Consider the following 23,218-nt stretch of genomic DNA (forward strand, 5'->3'; position numbering starts at 1 on the left):
CGAGCCGGCATACGACTTCGGGCGGCTCCCGGAAAGCCTCGGCCAGGCAGGTCGCGAAGTGTTGGCCGCCGGGGTCGCTCGTGCCCAGCAGCTGATGCCCGAAGATTCCCGGGTCGTTGGCGTGCCCGCGGTCGGTTCGCCCGCAGGCGAGCTCGTCCGCGCGTCCAAGGACGCCGACCTCGTCGTCACCGGCAGCCGGGGACGTGGGCCGATCCAGGCCGGGCTGCTGGGCTCGGTCTCCTACGCGGTCACATCGCACGCAGCGTGTCCAGCAGTGGTCGTGCGCGCAGGCCACCCAGCGCACCCCGGCCCCGACCATCCCGTGGTGGTGGGAGTTGACGGCTCGCTGGCCGCCGAGAAGGCGCTCGACGTCGCCGCCGAGCTGGCAGCGATGTCCGGTGCCACCCTGCATGTGGTGCACGTGGCCCATAGCTCGCTCTCACCCGATGCTCAGGCCTATGCCGAGAGCAGCCTGGCCGGCAACGAGCACACGAAGACGGTGCGCGCCCAGGCGGAAGCGACCGTGCGGCGGGCAGCCCGGCGAGTGCGGGCAACGTACGCACATGTGCCCGTCGAGACTGAGGTGCTCTACGGCAGCCCAGGACACGTCCTCGGCCCCTTGGGGACCCACGCGGGCCTCATTGTCGTGGGGACCCGCGGCCATGGCGGCTTCGCGGGCCTGCTCCTCGGTTCCGTCAGCCACCGGGTCATCCACGAAGCGCCGTGCCCGGTCATGGTCGTCCGCGGCTGACCCTCACCACTGCGAAGCCAGGACGTTGGTCCCTGTCGCGACACGGCCTGACGCCCGACAGTTGAGGTACGCCACCGGCAACGGAGGCGGTTCGGAAGGTAGACGAGATCCAGACCACGGGGAGACCCGCAAGGAACGCCTCAGACGAGGGCCGGAGGATCAGCGCAACCAACCGGATGGCGCGGAAGTCGTCTATCCACGCAGACGAGGCCCTGGAGATGTCACATCGTCCAGGGCCCCGCCATGTCCAGCCCCGTCCCGGCGTAGTGAGCACACCGCCCTCACGCAAGGACTTTCGGCACTGCCGGCGCCCCAGCGACCGCTCCTACTGTCGAGGGGACAACGACAGGACACACCATGAAGAACCTGCTCATCCTCGGCACGGGAACGGCCGGGACCATCATCGCCAACATGCTGCGGCGACGCCTACCGCGTGAGGAGTGGGCCGTGGTCGCGGTGGACCGCGACGACGCGCACCTCTACCAGCCGGGGCTGCTCCGGATCCCCTTCGAACCATCGAGGCAGCGCCAGCTCACCAGATCCCGACGCGCCCAGCTCGCACCCGGCGTGGACTTCCGACTAGGCGACGTCGACGTCATCGAACCGGCGTCCCAGCTGGTGCGACTGACGGACGGGCGCACCCTGCAGTACGACTACCTGGTCATCGCCTCCGGTACCTCCCCGCGCCCCGACCAGACGCCAGGGATGATCGGCTCGCAGTGGCGCAAGAGCATCTTCGACTTCTACACCCCTGATGGCGCGCTGGCGCTTGCTCGTGCGCTCACGGACTTCACGCATGGCCGTCTGGTCGTCCACGTCACCGACATGCCCATCAAGTGCCCCGTCGCACCGCTGGAGTTCGCGTTTCTCGCCGACGACTGGCTTCGGAAGAACAACCGCCGGGACAGCGTCGACCTCACCTACGTGACCCCGCTGCCGGGGGCTTTCACCAAGCCAGTCGCGTCGCAGCACCTTGCGCACATGCTGGCTGACCGGTCCATCGCCACCGAGCCTGACTTCCTCGTGGAGTCCGTCGACCCGGATGCAAAGACGCTCGTGTCGTTCGACCAGCGAGTTGTTCCCTTCGACCTGCTGGTCACCGTGCCCCTCAACATGGGAGCGGACTTCGTCGCGCGTTCCGGCCTCGGGGACGAGCTGAACCACGTCCGGGTCGACCCCCACACCTTCGTCTCAAAGGTTGCCGCAAACATCTTCGCGGTGGGCGACGCGGCCGACCTGCCCACGTCCAAGGCGGGCTCCGTCGCGCACTTCGCCGCGCACACGTTCGTGGACAACTTCATGTCGGTCGCCCACGGCGAGCCCATGACCGCGTCGTTCGACGGACACGCGAACTGCTTCATCGAGTCAGGCAACGGCAACGCACTGCTCATTGACTTCAACTACAGCACCGAGCCACTCCCAGGGACCTATCCCCTGCCAGGGATCGGCCCCTTCCAGCTGCTCAAAGAGACCCGGACCAACCACCTGGGCAAGCTGGCGTTTCCCTGGCTCTACTGGAACGTCTTGCTGCCCGGGCGACCGCTGCCCCTGCCGACCAGCATGTCGATGGCCGGAAAGGCCTCTGTACCTACCCCAGTGGCGGGGCCCCAGTAACGGCCCCAGAGAAAGGAGTTCGTCATGCCCATCATGACTCTCGACAACCGTCAGGTCAGCGTCGACCCCGAGGGCTTCCTCACCGAGTACGCCGAGTGGGACGAAGACCTCGCGCGAACCCTCGCACAGCAGATCGGCATCGCCCTGACCGACCAGCACTGGCCGGTTCTGCGCTTCCTGCGTCAGGATTTCGCCGACCAAGGCGAGACCGCGACGCTGCGCCGCACCAGCCTGCGCTGCGGCATCCCCATCCGCGACCTGTTCGTCCTCTTCCCAGGCAAGCCCGCGAAGAAGATGGCCTACATCGCCGGCCTCCCGAAGCCGCGCGGCTGCGTCTGAGCCCGCACAGCGTCGACCACCACACCTCACGCCAACCGAAAGTGCACCTCGCAAGGAGCCGTCATGACAACCATCGACACCGCAGCAGCGCCTATCCCCCAGTTCGACACCGCCAGCGCCACCGGCCGCAAGCTCGCCATCATCTGCTCCAAGGGCAGCCTCGACATGGCCTACCCCGGACTGATCCTCGCGAATGCGGCCCTGGGCGAGGGGGTCGAGACGCACCTGTTCTTCACCTTCTGGGGCTTCGACATGATCACCACCAAGACGATGAGCGACCTCAAGTTCACTCCCCTGGGCAACACAGCCACTCACATGCCGCAGGGCCTCGGAGGCCTGCCAGGCATCACGCATCTGGCCACCTCGCGGCTCCGTAAGGCCATCGCCGAGCTCGACGTCCCCGACGTCCCCGACTTCCTGGAGCAGATCGTCGCGTCCGGTGGCCACCTCTGGGCCTGCCGGATGTCCGCCGACCTGAACCACCTCACGGAGGACGACCTCTACGACCAGGTCGAGGGGATCATCAGCGCAAGCGACTTCATCGAGAAGACCGAAGGCGCCCAGCTGCTGTTCATCTAGCCCCCACCGGCGTGCAGCCCGTCAGGTAGGCGAGGGGACCTTCGCCCCTAGGTGACCGCCTCCCCTGGGGCAGATGGTGAAGGCCCGACCACGAGGAGACCATCATGAGCACGTCTTCGTCGCCACGACGCCACGCTGTGGTGGTGGGCATCGACGGCAGCCCTGCGGCCGACCGCACTCTTGACGTTGCGGTCGAACAAGCCCAACGATCACGCCTGCCCCTGCATATCCTGCACGCCACGAGAATAGGGCTGATGCCCTGGACCGTCGCCCGACTCCAGACTCATGAGGACATCGCGAAACGCAGCTACGAGCGTGCCGTCCACGCGGCCCCGATGCTTGCCATCACCTACTCCAGCCAGGTCGACGACCCGGTCCCTGCACTGGTCAAGGCGAGCCACACGGCCTCCCTCGTCGTCATCGGATCCGGCGGACACGATCTGAGCACCTCAGTGCTGTTGGGGGCGACGGCACATCAGGTGGCGGCCCACGCGCGGTGCGCCGTCATGGTGGTTCCAGAGACCGGTGAATGGTCGGCCACCGGCCCTGTCGTCGTCGGCGTCGACGCCGTCGAGCACTCGGTGCCCGCCCTCGAGCTCGCCTTCGCCGAAGCCTCCAGTCGAGGGGCCGAGCTCGTACCCGTGCATACGTGGTGGTGGGAAGAGCCGGGGCCGTTCCTGGCCGGCAACGAGTCGGAAGACGAGTGGGACGAGATCGTGCAAACCCAGAAGCTCCTGGTGGCAGAGATGCTCGCCGGCTGGCGGGAGAAGTACCCAGACGTCAAAGTCAGCCCGACGTCCGTGCGCGGTCAGGCAGCCGTCGTGCTCGAGGAGGTCTCGGCGAACGCCCAGCTGCTCGTGGTCGGAAGCCGGGGACGCGGTGGGTTCGCAGGCCTCCTGCTCGGCTCGGTCAGCAGCCGGGTCCTGCACCGGGCGAAGTGCCCCACCGTCGTCGTCCCCACGCTAAGGCTGATGCCTCCGCTCGACGCCCCGCTGGCCCGATGACACGCATGCCTCAGACCACGCAGGTCCGGTACGGCACTCATGAGCTCGAGCTCGACCTGCGATGGTGGGCAGCGGCCAACTACCTCACGGTGGGCCAGATCTACCTACGAGCCAACGCCCTCCTGGAGGAGCCGCTGACCCTGGCGGACATCAAGCCCCGCCTGCTCGGGCACTGGGGGACGAGCCCCGGGCTGTCGATGCTGTACTGCCTCCTGAACAGGCACATCAGGGACACCGACAGCGACTGGCTCTATGTCACAGGTCCCGGGCACGGTGGCCCCGCGCTCGTCGCCGCGGCCTGGCTGGACGGGACCTACAGCGAGGTCTACCCGCACATCGGGAACGACGCCGACGGCATACTCGCACTGTTCCGGCAGTTCTCAGCGCCCGGTGGCGTGCCCAGCCACGTCAGCGTCCAGACTCCGGGCAGCATCCACGAAGGCGGTGAGCTCGGATACGCCCTGGTCCACGCTGCCGGCGCCGCCTTCGACCACCCCGACCTCACCGTGGCCTGCGTCGTGGGCGACGGCGAGGCGGAAACCGGACCGCTGGCGGCGTCGTGGCGGCTGCCGACCTTCCTCAACCCACGCCGCGACGGTGCGGTCCTGCCGGTGCTCCACCTGAACGGCTACAAGATCGCCGGCCCCACGGTGCTCGGGCGCACCAGCGACGCGGACGTCGAAAGCTACCTGCGCAGTCAGGGATGGGACCCCCTGACGGTCTCCGGCGACGACCCCAGGGTCGTCTTCCCCGCCCTGTACGCGGCACTCGCCACTGCGCACCGACGCATCCGTGACATCCAGGACGGCGCCCGTCGCGCCGATATGGCAAGCGAGACCGTCCGCCACCAGTGGCCCGCGGTCATCCTGCGCACACCCAAGGGCTGGACTGGCCCTGCGGTCGTCGACGGCCTCCAGGTGGAAGGAACCAACCGCAGCCACCAGGTACCGCTGTCCGGTCTGGCCGAGAACCCCGCGCACCTGGCCATGCTCGAGGAGTGGATGCGCGGCTACCACCCAGGCGACCTGTTCGACAGCGACGGTCGTCTGTCCAGCGACCTTCGCGCTCTCGCTCCTCAGGGGGACAGGCGAATGTCGGCCACCCCGTACGCCAATGGGGGTCGGTTGCGTCAGGAGCTGCCGCCGCTCGACCTGGGCACCTACGAGGTGGCGGTGCCCACCCCGGGTCAGGCGTCGGTGGAGAACACCCTGCCCGCCGGCATGCTCATGCGAGACCTGTATGCCGCGACAGCCCGGCCCGACGGGGGCGGGACGTTCCGGCTGTTCTCACCGGACGAGACGGCGAGCAACCGCCTGCAGTCGGTCTTCGAGGTGACCGACCGATGCTTCATGGGGCCGCTGCTGCCGACAGACGAGAGCCTGGGCCCGGACGGTCGGGTCATGGAGGTGCTCAGCGAGCACCTCTGCCAGGGCTGGCTCGAGGGCTATGTGCTGTCGGGCCGCCACGGCGTGTTCGCCACCTATGAAGCGTTCGCCATGGTGTCCGCGTCGATGGCGGTCCAACACGTGAAGTGGCTCCAGCACGCCCATGACCTCAGTTGGCGGGTAGCGGTCTCGTCCCTCAACGTCCTGCTGACCTCGACGTGCTGGCGCAATGACCACAACGGCTTCTCACACCAGGGACCCGGGCTCATCGACTCGCTGCTTCCGCTGGCCCCCGGCGTGGTGCGCGTCTGGCTGCCGCCGGATGCCAACACCACCCTGTCGATCACCGACCACTGCCTGCGCAGCGTCGACCACGTCAACCTCATCGTCGTCGACAAGCAGAAGCACCTGCAGTACCTCACCCTCGAACAGGCACATCGGCACTGTGCGGACGGCGCGGGAATCTGGGACTGGGCCAGCACCTGCGGCCCGGACGAGACACCGGACGTGGTACTGGCCTGCGCTGGAGACGTCCCGACCCAGGAGGCCCTTGCTGCCGTCGAGCTGCTCCACCAGTACGTACCCGAGCTCAAGGTGCGGTTCGTCAACGTCGTCGACCTGATGGCACTCCTCCCGGAGAACGACCACCCGCACGGCTTTGCCGACAGCCGGTTCGACGACCTGTTCACCGGCGACCGGCATGTGGTGTTCGCGTTCCACGGTTACCCGCGCGCGGTTCACCAGCTCATCCACGGGCGCAGCAACCCGGGTCGCTTCCATGTGCGCGGGTTCAACGAGCAGGGCACGACCACGACGCCTTTCGACATGGTCGTGCTGAACCGGATGAGCCGCTTCCATCTGGCCAAGGAGGCTCTCCGCCGCGCCCACCGTCGGGTGACCGGCTGGGAGGAGCTGGCTCAGCTGTGCGACCGCCGGCTCGCCGACCACGAGCGCTACATTCGCGAGAACCTGGCCGACCTCCCCGACATTGCGAACTGGACGTGGCAAGGGCTGGACCGGTGACCCAGCGGGTGCTCGTGATGAATGCGGGCTCCTCGTCGCTGCGCTGGGCGGTGCTCGACCCCGACAGCGGACGCGTCGTGCGCGAGGGACATCAGGAGCACATCGGGCGCGGAGGTCCCGCCGACCACGAGACGGCAGCGCACCGTGCGCTGGATGAGCTCGGTGACGATGTGCGCCGAGAGGGCGCCACGTCCCTGGCCGCGGTCGGGCATCGGGTCGTTCACGGTGGGGCCGACTTCCGCGGCCCGGTGCTGGTGGACGACACGGTCATCTCGGACATCGAGGCCCTGGTCCCGCTGGCCCCGCTGCACCTGCCCGGCAGCCTGTCCGGGATCGCCGCGACCCGACGGTCCTTTCCCGACGTACCGCACGTCGCAGTCTTCGACACCGCCTTTCACGGGAGTCTCCCGGCGAGCGCGCACACCTATGCCGTGCCACGTGACTGGCGCGAGCGTTACGGGGTTCGTCGCTATGGCTTCCACGGAATCTCCTACTCCTTCGTCGCGCGCCGCGCCGCCGAGCTGCTGGGCAAGCCGCTTGGGCAGACCAACGTGATCCTCTGCCACCTCGGTAACGGGGCAAGCATCTGCGCCGTTCGCGGTGGCCGCAGCATCGACACGTCGATGGGACTGTCGCCCGTGGAGGGGTTGGTGATGGGCACCCGCCCCGGGGATGTCGACCCGTCTCTCGGGCCATACCTCTCGCGGGTCGCCGCCCTGGACAGCGAGCAGTACGAGAACGCCCTCAACCACGCCAGCGGTCTGCTGGGACTCTGCGGAACGCCTGACATGAAGGAGCTCGAGGCGCGACGCGCCGGCGGCGATGTGGACGCAGCTCTGGCGTTCGACGTGATGGCCTATCGCCTGCGCAAGTACATCGGGGCGTATGCCGTGGCCCTCGGCAGGGTTGACGCCATCGCCTTCACCGGCGGGATCGGGGAGCACAGCCCTGCTCTGCGTGAGGCGGTACTCGGCGACCTTGCGATCCTCGGCGTGGAGCTCGACACCACGGCCAACGTCGGGCCCGCCGCACCGGAGCGTCGCATCACCACACCCGCCAGCGCCGTGGCGGCATACGTCATTCCCACGAACGAGGAGCTCGAGATCGCCCGTGCGTGCGTGCAGCTTTTGACCAAGACCGGCCAGCCCACGTCCCCAGCGCGTAACCGCCCCGGGTAGGGCCCTCAGGAGGCGTCCGGCTCCCGAGGGTGGTCCGCAGCCTCGGCCGAACCTGGCTCCGCTTCTCGGACTCGGCGCACGCCGGGCAGCGTCTCGGCGATCGCCCGCGCCAGTCGCGTCTCTCGGCCGGGGGCAACGTCGCGAAGGGTCACGACGCCGTCGACGACCTCCACTGTCCAGTCCTCCCGGCCGATCTGCGCGAACTCGTAGGCGATGCGCTCCTGGGTCTGCGCATCCGGTGTTGCCAGCTCGCGCATGATGTCGCTGCGGCTGATGACGCCGACGAGCTGTCCGTCACGCACGACAGGCAGGCTCTTCCATCCCATGTCGGCCATGAGCTCCGCCGCGCGTGCCGCATCGGTGTGGTCGCCCACCGTCACCGGGTCCACGGTCATGACCTCGTCCACGATCCGGTGCCACGGCGTCGTCGACTCGTGAACCGGCCGCAGGCGCGCCCGGGGGTCTTCCGGGAGTCCTTCCCGCAGTACATCTGCGTCGCTCACGATCCCGACCACGTGACCGTAGGCGTCGACGATCGGCACTGCGGTGATGTGTTGCGCGGCCAGGACCTGCACCGCACTGTCCAGCTTCGACCCAGCCCGCAGGCTCGTCGCCGGGCTGGTCATGAGCTCCCGAACAAGCATGATGACTCCTCACATGGCACTTCCGGGCAGACCCAGGTCAACGTCGCTCACCTGGGAGCGCTGTCCCCGAGTCGTGGGCTTCGGTCCCGCTCACGCGGCGAGAGCATGGGACTCATGCGCGGGGTGCGTCCGTGGGGTCGGACCACCGCAACCGGGCACGCGGCGTGGTGCAGGACGGTGCGACTCACCGAGCCGAGAACCAGCCTCCCCAGCGCGCTCGTGCCATGGGAGCCGACCACGACGAGCCGCGACTCGCGCGAGGCGTCCTCCAGCGCCAGGGGCGGCGACGCCTCCACCACCCGCACCTGGACGTCGAGGGCCGGCCAACGCTCCCGCACCTTGGCCAGCGCGTCATCCGCGGCGTGACGTGCCGATCCCGACAGCGCCTGGGCCCATTCCTCGATCGCGTCGCCACTCCAGTTGGCGACCTCCCAACCGGTCTGCGTGAGTGTCAACCAGGCACACACGATGCGCAGCGGAACCTCGTCGCGGGCTGCCCGCTGCGCGGCGAACAGCAAGGCCGCCTCGGACTCGGGTGTGCCGTCAACGCCCACGGTCACCGGCAACGGCAACGCGGAAGCGTGGCCGGAGCCTTGAACCACGACCACGGGACAGTGCGCGCACTGGACGACCGCGGTGGAGACCGACCCCAGGACCGCGGAGGCGAGCGCGCCGTGTCCCCGGTGACCGACGACGACCATGCTCGCTGTCGATGAGGCGTCGATCAGGGCAGGCGCAGCTCCCGACGTCACCACGTGCGTCTGCACGGCATCGTCAGGCAGGAACTTCAGGGCAATCGTGCGGCCCTCGTTGGCAAGCTCCTCGGTCGCGAGCTCGATCGAACGTGGCAAGGGCGTTCCGGCCACGCCGACCCACGAGGGCATCCCCGGGTAGTAGCCGGACGAGATGACCAGAAGCCCGGTGCCTTGACGAACGGCTTCTTGTGCTGCCCACTCGACGGCATCTGCCGCGTTGGGCGACCCGTCGAAGCCAACGACGACCTCGCCGGGCCTGGCCGAAGGGGACGTGGTCACGGTGTGCTCCTCGCTGCTCGCGGTGCTGCCTGCAGGGAGACCACAGGGTCATCGGCCCCAGCTGTGCCCGTGCCCCGCAGGGCCGGCACGACCATCACGTCACACAGGGAGGCATCGAGCACGCCACGGGCGACGGACCCCTCGATCAAGCCGGCGAGCGTCCCCCCGCCGCGCGTGCTGACGACCAAGAGGTCGCGTGGACCGCAACGGTTGGCCAGGGCCGCAATGGTGGCTTCCTGCACGACCTCGACGTGACAGGGCACCGACGCGCATTCCGGGACCGCGTGGACCGCCTCCCAGACCGCTCCCTGCTCGTGGTGAAGCTGCTGGCCCGGATGACTCGTCGGCACGGTGTGGACGACTCTGAGGGGCCAGCCGCGGAGCTGGGCCTGCCGTGCCGCTGCGCGCAGGGGCCGGGTCGCCTCATCAGACAGGCTGACTCCCACGAGGACCTGAGGTGGCCGGCCGTCCCACGGGCCTGGGCTGGTGCGATGCTCGCCGCGAGGTACCAGGACCGGCGCGTGGAACCGGCGCACGAGCTCTGCACTGACCGTGCCCAGCGAGAACGCGGACTGGCCCCGCGCCCCGTGGCCGCCGACCACAAGCAGCTCAGCACGTTCTGCGACCTGGGCGATCTTGGGGTCGTCAGCTGAGTCGGCGACGACGACATGGACGGGGACGGTGCTGTCCGTGGCGGCAGCCCTTTCGGCCGCGCGCTGCGTCGTCGCCAAGGCCGCCGCAGCCGCGTCCTGCTCCAGCTCGCGCATCGCGGCGAGTCCGCCGCGCAGTGCTTCGGTGTACGTCACCGTCAAGACGACGAGCGGGCAGTGCCGGCGCGCAGCCTCGTGGGTGGCGGTTTCGACTGCAGCGTGGCTCTGCCACGAGTCGTCGCAGCCGACGACCACAGTGCTGAGCGCGCTCAAGTCCGCCATTGCAGTCACCACGCCTTCTGGGCTCTACCGCCCACGAACGCCCACGCCGGAACCACTTCCGCTGTCCGGCTCCACTGTCCGGCTCCACTGTCCGGGGCGAGTGGACCGCGCGGTGGGGCCATTGGTCCTGCATTTCGCACGACACCGTGAGGCGCCCCTGGATGGGACCTTCGCCCCTGCCACCGCCGGTGATGAGAACGGACACTCGAGGGGCGGGGCAGGTGCAGGCGGCCAGGTGCAGGCGCCGAGCACGACTCGCAGCCAGAGGCGAAAGGGAACGGACATGACCACCGAACACGACCGCGGCACCATCCCCACGGACCACACCGGGCTGCGCGTCCTCACCTTCGACGAGTGCTTGCTGAGGCTCGCCGAGTGCCCCGTCGGCAGGTTCGCGTTCCTGAATGACGGCGAGATCGATGTGCTTCCGGTGAACCACACCGTCGACGGGCTGAACATCTACTTCCGGACCCGGGGCGGCTCCAAGATCGAGGCCGCGGTGAACAGCGACCGGGTCTCGTTCGAAGCGGACAGCTACGACGAGCGGGCGATGGACGGGTGGAGCGTCCTGGTCTACGGCACAGCGGAGATCGTCGAACCCAAGGACATTCTTCGGTTGGAACCGATCGCCCGCGACTCATGGGTCCCCCCCGACTCGTCGGAGATGACGTGGGTCAGGATCCGCTCCGCGGCCATCACCGGTCGGGCTCTGCGGGGGGACGAGGCCCCTGGGGCCCTGTCCACCCCCTCCTCTGGCAGGACCTTCGAGATATGACCGCGTCACCGTTGCTCGTCCGGTTCGACGATGGTGACCGAACCATGGCCGACCTCCTGGGCGGCAAGGGCGCGAACCTTGCCGAGATGACCCGCATGGGCCTGCCCGTGCCCCACGGGTTCACGATCACCACGCAGGCCTGTCGGGAGTATCTGGCGAAGGGTCAGGTGCCGGCCGAGCTCGCTGCCCTCGTCACCTCTGCCATGGCAGACCTCGAGACCGCCACAGGACAGACCTTCGGTGCGGGAGACGACCCGTTGCTGGTGTCTGTCCGTTCGGGGGCCCGGTTCTCCATGCCAGGCATGATGGACACCATCCTCAACGTCGGCCTCACCGACTCCTCGGTCCAGGCCCTGGCCGCGCGTGGTGGCGAACGGTTCGCCTGGGACTGCTACCGCCGCCTCGTCCAGATGTACGGCCGGACGATGCTCGGAGCCGAGGCTGCCCACCTCGACGCCGCCGTGGCGGACGCCTGTGCGGGTGCGGGGGTCGCCGATCCCACGGCACTGAGCGTCGGGAGGCTGATGGACCTGGTGACCCACCAACGTCAGGTCCTCAAGGAGCAGACCGGCCACGACCTTCCGCAGGATCCCCACGACCAGCTGCGTCGATCCGTCGAAGCGGTGTTCGAGTCATGGAACAGCCCGCGGGCGCGGCTCTACCGGGCGCACGAAGGGATCCCTGAAGACCTGGGCACGGCCGTCAACGTCGTCCAGATGGTGTACGGCAACACCGGACCACGCTCTGGCAGCGGTGTGTGCTTCACTCGAGACCCCGCCACCGGCAGCCCCGTCCCGTACGGCGACTACCTGCAGAACGCCCAAGGCGAGGATGTCGTCAACGGAAGCAGACAGACCGTCCCTCTCGCGGCGCTCGAGGCTCTGGAGCCGACCGCCTTCGACCAGCTGATGAGCCACCTGGCAGGACTGGAACGTCATTACCGCGACCTGTGCGACGTGGAGTTCACCATCGAAGACGGCGCGTTGTGGATCCTGCAGACCCGGGTAGGCAAGCGCAGTCCGGCGGCGGCATTCGTGATCGCCGCCGACCTGGCTCGCCATGAGGTCATCACCATGGACGAGGCCCTCGCCCGGGTCGACGGACACCAGCTCGAGTCCCTGCTCCATGACCAGTTCGACGATCAGGATGGGCTCCCCTGGGTTGCGGCGGGGTTACCGGCGAGTCCGGGCGCGTCCGTCGGCGAAGCGGTCTTCGACTCCGACAGCGCCGTCTCCGCGGCCGCCGAGGGCAGGGCAGTCGTCCTGGTTCGCGCTGAGACCAGCGCCGAGGACCTGCCCGGCATACTCGCCTCGTGTGCGGTGGTGACCGCCCGAGGCGGGCTCGCCTCCCACGCGGCCGTGGTCGCCCGGGGGTTCGGCCGCACCTGTGTGACCGGGGTCGAGGGCATGGCGGTCGACGAGGCGGCCCGACAGGCCCACCTACCCTCTGGGGTGGTGATCCACCAGGGGGACGTGCTGTCCGTGGACGGCACCACGGGCAAGCTGTATGCCGGGCCGCTGCCCATCCGTCCAAGCAGCGTGGCCGCCGCACTCGCCGATCCCTCAGACGAGGCCCCGGATGCCGTTGTTGCCCGGCTCGTCGGCTCAGTGCGGCAGATCCTGGCCCAGGCGGACAGCCGCGCCCGGTTGAAGGTCCTGGCGAATGCCGAGACCGGTCCGCAAGCAGCACAGGCGCGCCGGCTCGGCGCCCAGGGCATCGGGCTGTGCCGCACGGAGCACATGCTTCTGGGTTCGCGCCGCCACCTCGTCGAGCGAGTCATCGTGGGCGACGACCGACCCGGTGCACTCCTGGAGATCGAGCGCATCGCGGTCGACGAGCTCACCCAGATCCTGCGCGCCATGGACGGCCTGCCGGTGGTCGTACGACTGCTGGATCCGCCTTTGCACGAGTTCTTGCCCGACTGTGAGGACCTCGCCGTCCAGGCAGCCCTCGAGGCCTCGGCAGGACGGGTCGATCCGGGCCTCAGGGCGCGCCTGGAGACAGCCCGGCGCTGGCATCAGGTGAACCCGATGCTGGGGCTACGCGGGGTCCGGCTCCTGACCGTTCTCCCCGAACTGGTCGACGTCCACGTCCGAGCCCTGGTCGCGGCCACGCACGGCCTCAGAGCAGACGGGTTCGACCCACGGCCCGAGATCATGGTGCCGCTGGTGGCCGACCCCGCCGAGCTGGCCGCAGCGCGCACCCGGATCAGGCAGCATCTCGAGGTGCCCGGCGCTTCGGGCGCCACGGTTCCGATGCCGATAGGGGTGATGGTCGAGCTGCCGCGAGCCGCGCTGAGGGCCGGAGAGCTGGCCCGGCTCGCTGACTTCTTCTCGTTCGGCACCAACGACCTGACCCAGACGACGTGGGGAATGTCCAGGGACGACGCGCAGACGAGCTTCCTGTCGGCGTATCGGTCCTCAGGGCTGTTGGAGCGCGACCCGTTCGAGAGCATTGACGAAGAAGGTGTCGGGGAGCTCGTGCAGCTGGCCATCGAACGAGGGCGGCATACCAAGGCGGACATCGGGCTCGGCGTGTGCGGCGAGCACGCCGGCGACCCCGGCTCCATCCACTTCTTCGCGCGTGCGGGCGTCGACTACGTCTCCTGCTCACCGCCCCGGGTGGTCATCGCTCGCCTGGAGGCCGGTCGCGCCGAGGTCCTCGGCGGCCGCGCCACTACTGACGACACCCGCTGAAGCCCACGTTCGCAGCCGACGAAGGAGCCTCTCATGACCCTGACACTGACGTTCCTGGGCGCAGCCGGGACCGTGACCGGTAGCAAGTTCCTGCTCGAGCAAGGCAGCTCACGCCTGCTCGTGGACTGTGGCCTGTACCAGGGGGAACGCCAGTGGCGACGGATGAACTGGGAGCCCCTGGGTGAGGAGCCGAGCACGATCGCTGAAGTCGTTCTCACCCATGCCCACCTCGACCACTGCGGCTATCTGCCGGCCCTGGTCCGCCAAGGCTTCACCGGGCCGGTCTGGGCCACTGCGGGAACCTGCGCGCTCGCTGACATCGTCCTGCAGGACAGCGCCCACCTGCAGGAGGAGGAAGCACAGTTCGCCGAGCGTGCCGGCTACTCACGCCACGACCCGCCGCAGCCGCTGTACACCGTGGCCGACGCCCAACGGGCCGTGCGCCAGCTCCGTCCGTGCGACTACGGGCAGGCGACGACACTGCGCTCGGGTGCTCAGCTGACCCTGTCTCGGGCCGGGCATGTCCTCGGGTCGGCCTCGGCCTTGCTGAGCTTCGCTGACGCCCGCGTGCTGTTCTCCGGAGACCTCGGCCGCCCCGAGCATCCGCTCCTGCTCTCGCGCTCCGCGCCACCCGAGTCGCGGACGGTGGTGATCGAGTCGACGTATGGCGACCGCGTCCACGCCGCGGCGGGCGAGCGGGACCACGAGGTACTCGCGGCGGCGATCCGCCGCACGGTAGGCCGCGGCGGGTCCGTGGTCATCCCGGCCTTCGCCGTCGACCGCACCGAGCTGGTTCTCCTCGCCCTGGCACGCCTTCAGGCGGCCGGCTCGATCCCCGAGGTTCCCATCTACGTTGACAGCCCGATGGCCCTGGCAGCCCTCGACGTCTACCAGCGCTCAGACCTGGCCGGCGAGCTACGCCCGGAAGGTCTACGAGACCTGAACGCGCTCCACGGGGTCCGCGAGGCGCGCTCCGCTGACGAGTCCAAGCGGCTCAACAACCCCGGCCGTCCCTGCATCATCGTCTCCGCCTCGGGTATGGCGACCGGCGGTCGCGTCGTCCACCACCTCGCCAGCATGTTGCCCCACCCGGACAACACCGTGGTACTCACCGGGTACCAGGCGGTGGGAACCCGTGGGCGGGCCCTCCAGGAGGGGGCCAGGCAGGTCAAGATTCACGGACAGTACGTGCGCGTGCGTGCCGAAGTCGTCTCCGACAGCACGTTCTCCGTCCACGCCGACAGCTCCGAGCTGGTCGGCTGGCTGGCCGAGATGCCGCAGCCTCCGACGACCGTCTTCGTCGTCCATGGTGAGCCTGGCTCGAGCGACGCCCTTGCCGACACGATCCGGGCCAGCATCGACGCGACGGTCGTCGTTCCGCGCCTCGGCGAGCGCGTGGTGGTCTCCTGAGTGGCCCCGGCTAGATGGTCGGTCGGTGAGGTTGCTGCGGCTGGTGAGTCGCGGCATACACCGCCGCCTGGGTGCGCCGCTCCATGCCCAGCTTGGCAAGCACCGAGGTCACGTAGTTCTTGACCGTCTTCTCGGCGATCGACATCGCCTCACCGATCTGGCGGTTGGTCATGCCGGCCGCCACATGGTCGAGGATTCGACGTTCCTGGGGGCTGAGGGCGCGCAGCCGTGGGTCGGTCTCGTCGCCCTGGCTCCAGGTGGCACGCAGCCTGCGCGCCTGGTCCGTGTCCAGCAGGTTCTCCCCCGCCGCAACCCGCCGGATCGCCGTCACCAGACCGTTGCCCTTGATGTCCTTGAGCAGGAAGCCGGATGCGCCCGCAAGGACAGCCGTCGCGAGGGCCTGCTGGTCGTCATACGAGGTGAGGATGAGCGCCTTGATGGATGGGTCGACAGACCGCACCTGTCGGCACGCCTCGATGCCCGATCCGTCAGGGAGCCGCACGTCGAAGACCGCCACGTCCGGGCGCAGTGCGGGAATGCGACGGGCGGCTTCCTGCGCCAGGCCGGACTCCCCGACCACCTCGAAGCCCGGGTTGGCCTCGAGGAGCTCACGCAGCCCCCGGCGGACGATCTCGTGGTCGTCCAAGAGAAACACTCTGATCACCGTCGTCGACTCACCGTCTCCTAGGCCCCGCAGGGCGACATCATGTGGCCGCACACTAGACGTGGTGGGGTCTACGGGGCAGGGCCGAAGGTCCCTACTGGTCACGGGCTGAGGGGAACCGTCCAGGTGAGGCGTGTCCCAGACGGTTCGACCGACTCGATGGCGAACGACCCCGACCGCGCCGTGGCCCTGCTCTCGAGGTTGGCCAGGCCGCTGCGTCGACCCACGGCGCTGATGCCCTTCCCATTGTCGCGGATGACCACCTCCAGCGCACCGCGCACGCTGACGTGAACCTCCGTGCTGGCTGCGCTTGCATGCCGGGACACGTTCGAGACCCCCTCGCGCACCACCGCCAGCAGGTCGCTCGCCAGGGCGGCATCCAGGCGGTCCAAGTCACCCTGAACGGTCAGCACTGGGGTGTGGCCCAGGCCAGGGACGTACGTCTGCAGCAGGTCGCGCAGCTGGGACTCGACGTCTGCCGTCGCCGTCTTCGCCTGGAGATCGAAGATGGTCGAGCGGATGTCCCTGATGGTCCCGTCCAGGCTTTCGACGGCCTCGTCGAGCCGGCTCTGCACCATCGGGTGGACGACGAGCCGGGCCGCCGCCTGCAAGGACAGGCCCGTGGCGAACAACCTCTGGATGACCAGGTCGTGCATATCTCGCGCGATCCGGTCCCGGTCCTCGAGCATCGCCAGGCGTGCCTTGTCGTGATGGGCGCGAGATGCGATCAGCCCCAAGGCGATCTGCTGAACGAACGCAGACAGCGCAACCATCACCGGCGACGCGACGTCCTCATCGCCCGGTTCCCACTGAACCAACAGGTGCCCGAGGGCGCCCGTGCCGGCAGTGATGGGAAGCACGGCCGTCGGCCCGGGAACCTTCCCTGCTGGCTCTGCCAGGTCTGTGGCGACCGCCAGGGCTGCACCGGGCTGGGAACCTGGAACCAACAACAGCTCCTGGCCTGAGCCGAGAACCTCGGCCCAGTGCGCTGCATGGAGGTCCAGCACGGTGACCGGGGCGCTCGCCGGCTCTTCGCGCCCGTCGCCGCTGCGGTACATCGCCCGGACCGAGGAGCCGCCGTCTTCGTCCACCAGGGCGATGGCGCAGGCCTGCGCTCCCACCAGGATGCACACCCGCTCCACCATCGGGGCGAATGCCTCGTCCTCGGCTGAGCTCTCGAGCAGACTCCTGGTCAGGTCGCTGCTCGCCTGTTCCCACAGCCGCTGCTGCTGGCTGCGCTCGTACAGGCGGGCGTTGTCGATGGCGAACCCCGCCGCGGAGGCTAACGCGACCAACATGGCCTCGTCCGACTCCGTGAACTCCGTACCGCCGCGGCGCTCGGCAAGGTAGAGGTTGCCGAAGACCTCGTCGCGGATCCGGATCGGCGCGCCCAGGAAGCTGTGCATCGGCGGGTGGTTGGGGGGGAAGCCGTAGGAGTCCGGGTGCGCTGCGATGTCCGCCAGGCGACGTGGCTGTGGGTCGCGGATCAGCAAGCCGAGGATGCCGTGTCCGCGCGGCAGGTCGCCGATCCGTGCCCGCTCCTCCGGGCTGATCCCATGGGTCACGAACTCGACAAGATGCTCTCCGTCCGGACTCAGCACACCGAGAGCGCCATACCGGGCGTTGACCAGCGAGCACGCCGAACGGACGATGCGCCCCAGCACCACGGACAGGTCAAGGTTCGTAGTGACGGCCGTCACCGCGTCCAACAACGCCTCGAGCTGTTCATGCGAGCGTCGCGCGGCACGTGCGCGCGCCTGCAGCTCCTCCAAGAGGTCGTCGACGTCGAGTGAGGCGCTGTTCGCCCACCGTCCCTGACCTTGATCGTTGGCCTGCACGCCCCTGAGGATAGGCCCCGGACCCAAGCCGCGCCTCGGCTTCTGCAGGGGCGGACGGGTCCGGGTGGGGGCCTCCGTCGAGGCCGGGAACATACAGGGACGTTCGGCCCAAGCGTGCCATCGCGGCTCGGCGCAGGCTCGAGGGGTGACGACCACCACGACGCCCTCGCCCCGACCTCGCCCAGTCGGGCCACTCTCGCAACCCGAGGTCGTGGCCGGCATCGTCAACGACGGTTCGGCCGCACTCGTCGCGCAGACCGCGGTGCGCCTCGCCCGCGAGCTGGCAGGCCGCGTGCGGTTCGTCCAGGTGCTCCCGGAGGGTCTCGACGACCACGAACGGGCGGATGCGGAGGCGGCGACCTTCCGTACGGCCCTGCAGGCCCTGCACGGCCGTCCGAGGGTGCAGGCCACCTTCGAGGCGCCGATAGGCGACCCCCGCGTGCTGCTGGTGGAGCGCAGCCGGCTGGCGATGGCCCTGGTCATCGGACCGGACATGCCGGGCCCCGGCGCGAAACACGATGTTGCGGCCTACTGCCAGGCCCATTCCGGATGCCGGGTCGTTGTCGTCGCTGCGTCCTGACTGGACCCCCTATCGCATTACCCGGGCACAGATCGGGACCTTGTGCCCTGTCTCGCACCTGTGACGACCGCGAAGACTGGCCCACCAGGCGTCGACGAAAGGGGCGGGCGTGGACGCACAGACCGCCGCCCGTTCCGATGCCGCTGCGGTCGTCACCGCGCAGACCTCCGACGCGTTCCTGGGGCTGACCGAAACAGAGGCTGCTGAACGTCTGGTGGCGGTCGGTCCCAACGCGCTGCGCGATCATGGGGCGCGCATGTGGCCAGTGCTCGCGCGGCAGCTTCGAAGTCCACTGTTGGTGTTGCTCTTCGCGACGGCCGGGGTGTCGTTCGCGGTCGGCGACCGGACCAACGCGGTCATCATCGGGCTGATCCTCGTGGCGAGCGTCGGACTCGGGTTCGGTAACGAGTATCGCGCCGAACGGGCGAGCCAGGCCCTGCACTCGACGATTCGCCACACCGTCGTCGTGACCCGGGATGGCAGGCTCCGCAAGGTCGACGTGGTCGAGCTCGTTCCCGGCGACCTGGTCCACCTCAGCCTCGGTGGTGTGGTGCCCGCTGACATACGCCTGCTGGAGGCGACCAGTCTCGAGTGCGACGAGGCGGTCCTGACCGGTGAGTCCCTCCCCGTGGACAAGGACGTCGCGCCCGCGGGCGAGCAAGCCGGCTTGGCCGACATGACCTCGATGGCCTGGATGGGCACCGTCGTGCACGCGGGGGCTGCCACCGGTGTCGTGGTGGCCACGGGCACGACGACGGAGTTCGGCCGGATCGCGGCGGGGCTGGGAGAGCGCCAGCCAGAGACTGACTTCCAGGCTGGGTTGCGCCAGTTCTCAGGTCTGCTCCTGAAGGTCGCCATCGTCCTGACGGTCATGATCCTGGTGACCAACATCGTCTTGCGCCGCCCGGTGATCGACGCCGTCCTGTTCTCCTTGGCGATCGCCGTGGGCATCACCCCCCAGCTGCTGCCGGCGATCGTCAGCACCAGCCTCGCGGCGGGGTCGCGGCAGCTCGCGAGGCGAAAGGTCCTGGTCAAGCGTCTCGTGTGCATCGAGGACCTCGGTGACATGGACGTTCTGCTCACCGACAAGACCGGGACCCTGACCGTGGGGTCTCTCACCTTCCTCGAGGCGGTCGGCGCGGCCGGAGAGCCCTGTCCGCAGGCCGCGGTGCTGGGCCTGGTTGCCAGCGACGTCGAGCAGTCCGGAGGCACCGTCGTCGGGGGAAATCCCTTGGACACGGCACTGTGGCAGGCACTGCCCGGCGACGCCTCGTCTGGCTACGTCCGGCTCGGCGAGCTGCCGTTCGACCACGTGAGGCGCATGACCTCGGTCGTTGCCAGGACCGCTGACGGGTCTGGCCTGCTCGTCGTCAAGGGGGCACCCGAGTCCGTGCTCGCTGCCTGCGTCGAGGTCGGGGCCGCCGCCCTGCAGACCCTGTCGTCGCTGTACGCCCAAGGCAGCCGGGTCATCGCCGTCGCCACTCGCCCTGCGGGGCTCATCACGGTCCCGACTCCGGCTGAGGAGCAGCACCTGAACCTGGTCGGCTTCCTGGTCTTTCAGGACCCGCCCAAGGCAGACGCCGCCGGGTCGCTGAAGCGCCTCGCCGCGCTCGGGGTGTCCGTCAAAGTTGCCACCGGTGACAGCCTCGAGGTGGCGCTCCGGCTCTGCGAGGACATGGGGCTGGACGCCGGCCGGCCGATCAGCGGCGCGGCGATCGACGCGCTCAGCGACGATGAGCTGACCACGGCGGTCGCCGGCTGCAACCTCTTCGCACGGATCTCACCCGAGCAGAAGGCCCGCATCGTCAGGGCGCTGAGGCACCGCGGTCATGCCGTGGGGTTCCTGGGCGACGGGGTCAACGATGCCCTCGCCCTGCACCAGGCGGATATCGGGATCTCTGTGGACACCGCGACCGATGTCGCCAAGGACGGTGCTGACATCCTGCTTCTTGAGAAGAGCCTCGATGTCCTTGCTGACGGTGTCGCGGAGGGGAGACGAATCTTCGCCAACACCATCAAGTACGTGCTCATGGGCACGTCGAGCAACTTCGGCAACATGTTCAGCGCGGCTGCTGCCTCCGGCATCCTGCCGTTCCTTCCCATGCTGCCCTCCCAGATCCTGCTCAACAACGTGCTCTACGACGCAGGGCAGCTGACCATTCCCACCGACAACGTCGACGAGGAGCAGCTGCGCCGTCCCTCCCACTGGGACATCGCCTTCATCCGGCGTTTCATGCTGTTCTTCGGCCCGCTCAGCTCGCTGTTCGACTTCATGACGTTCGGCATCATGCTCGGGCCCCTGCACGCGGGCGCCGACCTGTTCCGGTCGGGCTGGTTCGCCGAGTCGCTGGCCACGCAGACGCTCGTCATCTTCGCCATCCGCACCCGCCGGATCCCGTTCCTGCGCAGCAGGCCCAGCACGGCATTGACGCTGGCCAGCCTCGCCGTCGTCGCCGCAGCGGCCGTCCTGCCGCTGACACCGCTGGCCCACCTGCTCGGCTTCGCCCGACCGCCCGGCGCGTTCTATGGCGCGCTGGCAGGGATGGTGCTGGCCTACCTCATCCTCGTGGAGCTGGGTAAGAAGGTGTTCTTCAAGGATGAGCCGATCAGCGCACCACCGCCCTCTCGCGCCCGTCGGCGCGGTCACCTGCACCGGGTCAGCCGGCGCGCGGCGAGGTTCAGCGCCATCAGGGGGCGCCGTCCCACGAACCGGCCCCAGCCACGTCACTGACCGAACGACCAGCGCTCAAGCAGGGACCTTGGGCCCTGTTCGCCCTTGGTGCGCATGCCTAGCGTGAGGCCTGTTCACCGTTGACTGGAGAAGGAGAGCCGTCCATGAATGCCACCAGAGTCCTGGCTGCCGGGCTCGACGGGCCAGCCCACTTCCTCACCTGGGGTCCCGTGCAGATCTCGGTTGCCAACCTGGTCACGATTGCGATCATCATCGTCCTGTTCGTGCTCGCGATCGTCGTGCCGTTCCCGAAACCGCGAGGCCGACGGTGACCACGCGCGCACCCGCTCAGACCAGCGGCCATGACACCTGGACCGGCAACCTGCGCGAACGGCTCCTGCGTGCGATGCCCCCCGACCAGCTCCTGCCCGACGAGCAGCCGGACTATGTCGCCTCCTGGATCTATGTCTTCGGCGTCGCCACCCTGGCCGCCCTGGTCTTCATCATCGGCAGTGGCCTGCTGCTCACCCTGCAAGGCCCCCAGTGGTACCACGCCTCGTCGGTCGGGCACTTCGTCAACAGCCTCCACCTCTGGAGTGTCGAGCTCTTCTTCGTCTTCATGGTCGTGCACCTGTGGGGCAAGTACTGGATGGCGGCGTGGCGTGGTGGGCGCACCATGACGTGGGTCACCGGTGTGGTGTGCTTCCTGGCCTCCATCGGCGCCGCGTTCACCGGCTATCTGGTGCAGACGAACTTCGACTCCCAATGGATCTCATCCCAGGCCAAGGACGGCCTCAACGCCGTGGGCATCGGCGCGTGGTTCAACGTCACCAACCTCGGACAGATGCTCCTGTTCCACGTCGCGCTGCTCCCCCTGGTACTCGGCTTCATCGTCGTCTGGCACGTGGTCCTCATCCGCCGCCACGGAGTCGTTCCGCCGATCGACGCCACTGCGGACGATGCCGTGATGGATGAACTCACCCCACAGGAGCGCACGTCATGAGCGGCACCACACAGACTCGGGGACCTGTTCCGGCGCCGACGCGGCCGCTCGCCACCTCGACGGACCTCGCGAGGCGTCCGTGGTCGGGCGGCAAGCGGGAGTACGACCTGCTCAAGGAGCTCGTCATCGCGCTGGCGGTCGTCGGCGCCCTCGTTGTCGGCCTTGCGGCCGTCTTCAGCTCACCCGACGAGCAGAGCCTGACGATCGCCGGGTGGGCGCAGCAGTCGCCCAACGACTTCGTCGCCACCGCCGCGACCGAGCTCGCCGGCACCAGTGCGAGCGCGGGCTATGGGGCGCCATACAACGCCACGCCTGACGCCGGTCAGCACCTTGGACCGCTCAACCTCCAGAAGGCCGCCGGGGTGCGCATCCCCGTGGACTCCGCCAACGACTTCGTCATCACGCCACTGTCGACGCTTCCCGCCACCCCGACACTGGCGAGCGCCCTCACGCAGTGGAAGCGCGCCTCTGCGACACAGCAGGCCACATGGGCTGGGGCGTATGCCGATGCGCTCGCCAAGGTCTCTGACGGCAACCCCGCGAAGGTGGCGCCTGGCCAGTACGGGCCGGTGCCCGTGCTGACGGCCAGCCTTCTTGCGATGGGCCGCTCAGGAGCCTTGCAGTCCGTCATCCAGGGCGAGTCGGGGTTCTTCACCACCGACTACACCCGGTCGACGTTGTTCCTGGCCGACGGGAGCTACCTGTCCGACCACGCGGACGCCCAGCACCTGAGTGGTGACCAGTGGGGAATGATGAACGAGACGGGAAGCTTCCCCGGCCAGTCCTGGCTGTGGCTCTACACGTTCTGGTACCAGATCCAGCCCTTCAAGTCCTCACCCAACGCTGATGCACTGGTGTGGGCGCTGATGATGGTCCTGAGCCTGGGTCTCGTGCTCGTCCCCTACCTGCCTGGCATCCGGTCGCTCCCCCGGTGGATCCCCATCCACCGCCTCATCTGGCGCGACTACTACCGGAACCACACGGCACAGCGGCGTTGACGCAGGGGCCGCCCCAACCCCCGCGCCACAGCGTCGACGTGGGCCGCGCCCACGAGGTACTGCGGCATAGACGGAGGGACCTACGGCCCAGGTAGGGCGC

The 23,218-nt window shown here is 68.9% G+C and carries 20 protein-coding genes; 15 read left to right on the plus strand and 5 right to left on the minus strand.

Annotation, left to right across the window (positions count from 1 at the left end; translation table 11 throughout):
- The 7 genes from VGN50_RS05540 to VGN50_RS05570 all read left to right on the plus strand — a co-directional run.
- A partial coding sequence (locus VGN50_RS05540) for a universal stress protein (protein WP_327443691.1) occupies positions 1-751 on the plus strand: 751 nt, incomplete at its 5' end.
- Positions 752-1,108: 357 nt separating this feature from the next.
- Complete coding sequence (sqr, locus tag VGN50_RS05545) at positions 1,109-2,365, plus strand: type III sulfide quinone reductase, selenoprotein subtype (RefSeq protein ID WP_327443692.1); 1,257 nt, start codon at positions 1,109-1,111, stop codon at positions 2,363-2,365.
- 24 nt (positions 2,366-2,389) lie between these two features.
- Positions 2,390-2,704 carry a TusE/DsrC/DsvC family sulfur relay protein gene (locus VGN50_RS05550; protein ID WP_327443693.1) on the plus strand — a complete coding sequence of 105 codons (315 nt, stop codon included), beginning with the start codon at positions 2,390-2,392 and terminating at the stop codon, positions 2,702-2,704.
- A 63-nt stretch (positions 2,705-2,767) separates the two neighbouring features.
- Positions 2,768-3,283: a DsrE/DsrF/DrsH-like family protein gene (locus VGN50_RS05555; protein WP_327443695.1), complete on the plus strand. Its 516-nt coding sequence runs from the start codon at positions 2,768-2,770 to the stop codon at positions 3,281-3,283.
- Between the two features lie 104 nt (positions 3,284-3,387).
- On the plus strand, positions 3,388-4,287 hold the full coding sequence (locus tag VGN50_RS05560; protein WP_327443696.1) for a universal stress protein: 900 nt from the start codon (positions 3,388-3,390) through the stop codon (positions 4,285-4,287).
- Positions 4,288-4,292: 5 nt separating this feature from the next.
- A complete protein-coding gene (locus VGN50_RS05565) occupies positions 4,293-6,695 on the plus strand; it encodes a phosphoketolase family protein (RefSeq protein WP_327443697.1) in 2,403 nt (800 codons plus the stop codon).
- Positions 6,692-7,873, plus strand: coding sequence for an acetate kinase (locus VGN50_RS05570; protein WP_327443698.1), 1,182 nt, complete (start codon positions 6,692-6,694; stop codon positions 7,871-7,873). The genes VGN50_RS05565 and VGN50_RS05570 overlap by 4 nt, the downstream gene beginning before the upstream one ends.
- A 5-nt stretch (positions 7,874-7,878) precedes the next feature.
- On the opposite strand, the gene VGN50_RS05575 is transcribed toward VGN50_RS05570, so the two are convergent.
- From VGN50_RS05575 to VGN50_RS05585, 3 genes are read right to left on the minus strand one after another with little or no spacing between them, the layout of a single operon-like run.
- The gene (locus VGN50_RS05575) at positions 7,879-8,517 is read right to left on the minus strand and encodes an HPP family protein (protein ID WP_327443699.1); all 639 of its coding nucleotides are present in this window, start codon (positions 8,515-8,517) and stop codon (positions 7,879-7,881) included.
- A 47-nt stretch (positions 8,518-8,564) separates the two neighbouring features.
- On the minus strand, positions 8,565-9,551 hold the full coding sequence (locus VGN50_RS05580) for a universal stress protein (protein ID WP_327443700.1): 987 nt from the start codon (positions 9,549-9,551) through the stop codon (positions 8,565-8,567).
- On the minus strand, positions 9,548-10,474 hold the full coding sequence (locus VGN50_RS05585) for a universal stress protein (RefSeq protein WP_327443701.1): 927 nt from the start codon (positions 10,472-10,474) through the stop codon (positions 9,548-9,550). The genes VGN50_RS05580 and VGN50_RS05585 overlap by 4 nt, the downstream gene beginning before the upstream one ends.
- 292 nt (positions 10,475-10,766) lie before the next feature.
- Between VGN50_RS05585 and VGN50_RS05590 the strand changes: the two genes are divergently transcribed.
- Genes VGN50_RS05590 through VGN50_RS05600 form a run of 3 tightly spaced genes read left to right on the plus strand, consistent with a single transcriptional unit; the run spans position 10,767 to position 15,364 of the window.
- Complete coding sequence (locus VGN50_RS05590; RefSeq protein WP_327443702.1) at positions 10,767-11,258, plus strand: pyridoxamine 5'-phosphate oxidase family protein; 492 nt, start codon at positions 10,767-10,769, stop codon at positions 11,256-11,258.
- The gene (gene ppdK / locus VGN50_RS05595; RefSeq protein WP_327443703.1) at positions 11,255-13,954 is read left to right on the plus strand and encodes a pyruvate, phosphate dikinase; all 2,700 of its coding nucleotides are present in this window, start codon (positions 11,255-11,257) and stop codon (positions 13,952-13,954) included. The genes VGN50_RS05590 and ppdK overlap by 4 nt, the downstream gene beginning before the upstream one ends.
- A 33-nt stretch (positions 13,955-13,987) precedes the next feature.
- Positions 13,988-15,364, plus strand: a complete 1,377-nt coding sequence (locus VGN50_RS05600) for an MBL fold metallo-hydrolase (RefSeq protein ID WP_327443704.1) — start codon at positions 13,988-13,990, stop codon at positions 15,362-15,364.
- Between the two features lie 10 nt (positions 15,365-15,374).
- Here VGN50_RS05600 and VGN50_RS05605 read toward each other — a convergent pair whose 3' ends face one another.
- Together VGN50_RS05605 and VGN50_RS05610 are read right to left on the minus strand one after the other, a co-directional pair.
- A complete protein-coding gene (locus tag VGN50_RS05605) occupies positions 15,375-16,010 on the minus strand; it encodes a response regulator transcription factor (RefSeq protein WP_327443705.1) in 636 nt (211 codons plus the stop codon).
- 119 nt (positions 16,011-16,129) lie between these two features.
- Positions 16,130-17,866, minus strand: a complete 1,737-nt coding sequence (locus VGN50_RS05610; RefSeq protein ID WP_327443706.1) for a GAF domain-containing protein — start codon at positions 17,864-17,866, stop codon at positions 16,130-16,132.
- 145 nt (positions 17,867-18,011) lie between these two features.
- Between VGN50_RS05610 and VGN50_RS05615 the strand changes: the two genes are divergently transcribed.
- The 5 genes from VGN50_RS05615 to VGN50_RS05635 all read left to right on the plus strand — a co-directional run bounded on the left by VGN50_RS05615 (position 18,012) and on the right by VGN50_RS05635 (position 23,118).
- Positions 18,012-18,446 carry a hypothetical protein gene (locus VGN50_RS05615; protein WP_327443707.1) on the plus strand — a complete coding sequence of 145 codons (435 nt, stop codon included), beginning with the start codon at positions 18,012-18,014 and terminating at the stop codon, positions 18,444-18,446.
- Positions 18,447-18,555: 109 nt separating this feature from the next.
- Positions 18,556-21,177, plus strand: coding sequence for a magnesium-translocating P-type ATPase (mgtA, locus tag VGN50_RS05620; RefSeq protein ID WP_327443708.1), 2,622 nt, complete (start codon positions 18,556-18,558; stop codon positions 21,175-21,177).
- Between the two features lie 104 nt (positions 21,178-21,281).
- On the plus strand, positions 21,282-21,449 hold the full coding sequence (locus tag VGN50_RS05625; protein WP_327443709.1) for a hypothetical protein: 168 nt from the start codon (positions 21,282-21,284) through the stop codon (positions 21,447-21,449).
- Positions 21,446-22,120 carry a cytochrome b N-terminal domain-containing protein gene (locus VGN50_RS05630; protein ID WP_327443710.1) on the plus strand — a complete coding sequence of 225 codons (675 nt, stop codon included), beginning with the start codon at positions 21,446-21,448 and terminating at the stop codon, positions 22,118-22,120. The genes VGN50_RS05625 and VGN50_RS05630 overlap by 4 nt, the downstream gene beginning before the upstream one ends.
- Positions 22,117-23,118, plus strand: coding sequence for a hypothetical protein (locus VGN50_RS05635; protein ID WP_327443711.1), 1,002 nt, complete (start codon positions 22,117-22,119; stop codon positions 23,116-23,118). The genes VGN50_RS05630 and VGN50_RS05635 overlap by 4 nt, the downstream gene beginning before the upstream one ends.
- The last annotated feature ends 100 nt before the right edge of the window (positions 23,119-23,218 follow it).

The sequence above is a fragment of the Pedococcus sp. genome, assembly GCF_036000045.1.
Lineage (GTDB): Bacteria > Actinomycetota > Actinomycetes > Actinomycetales > Dermatophilaceae > Pedococcus.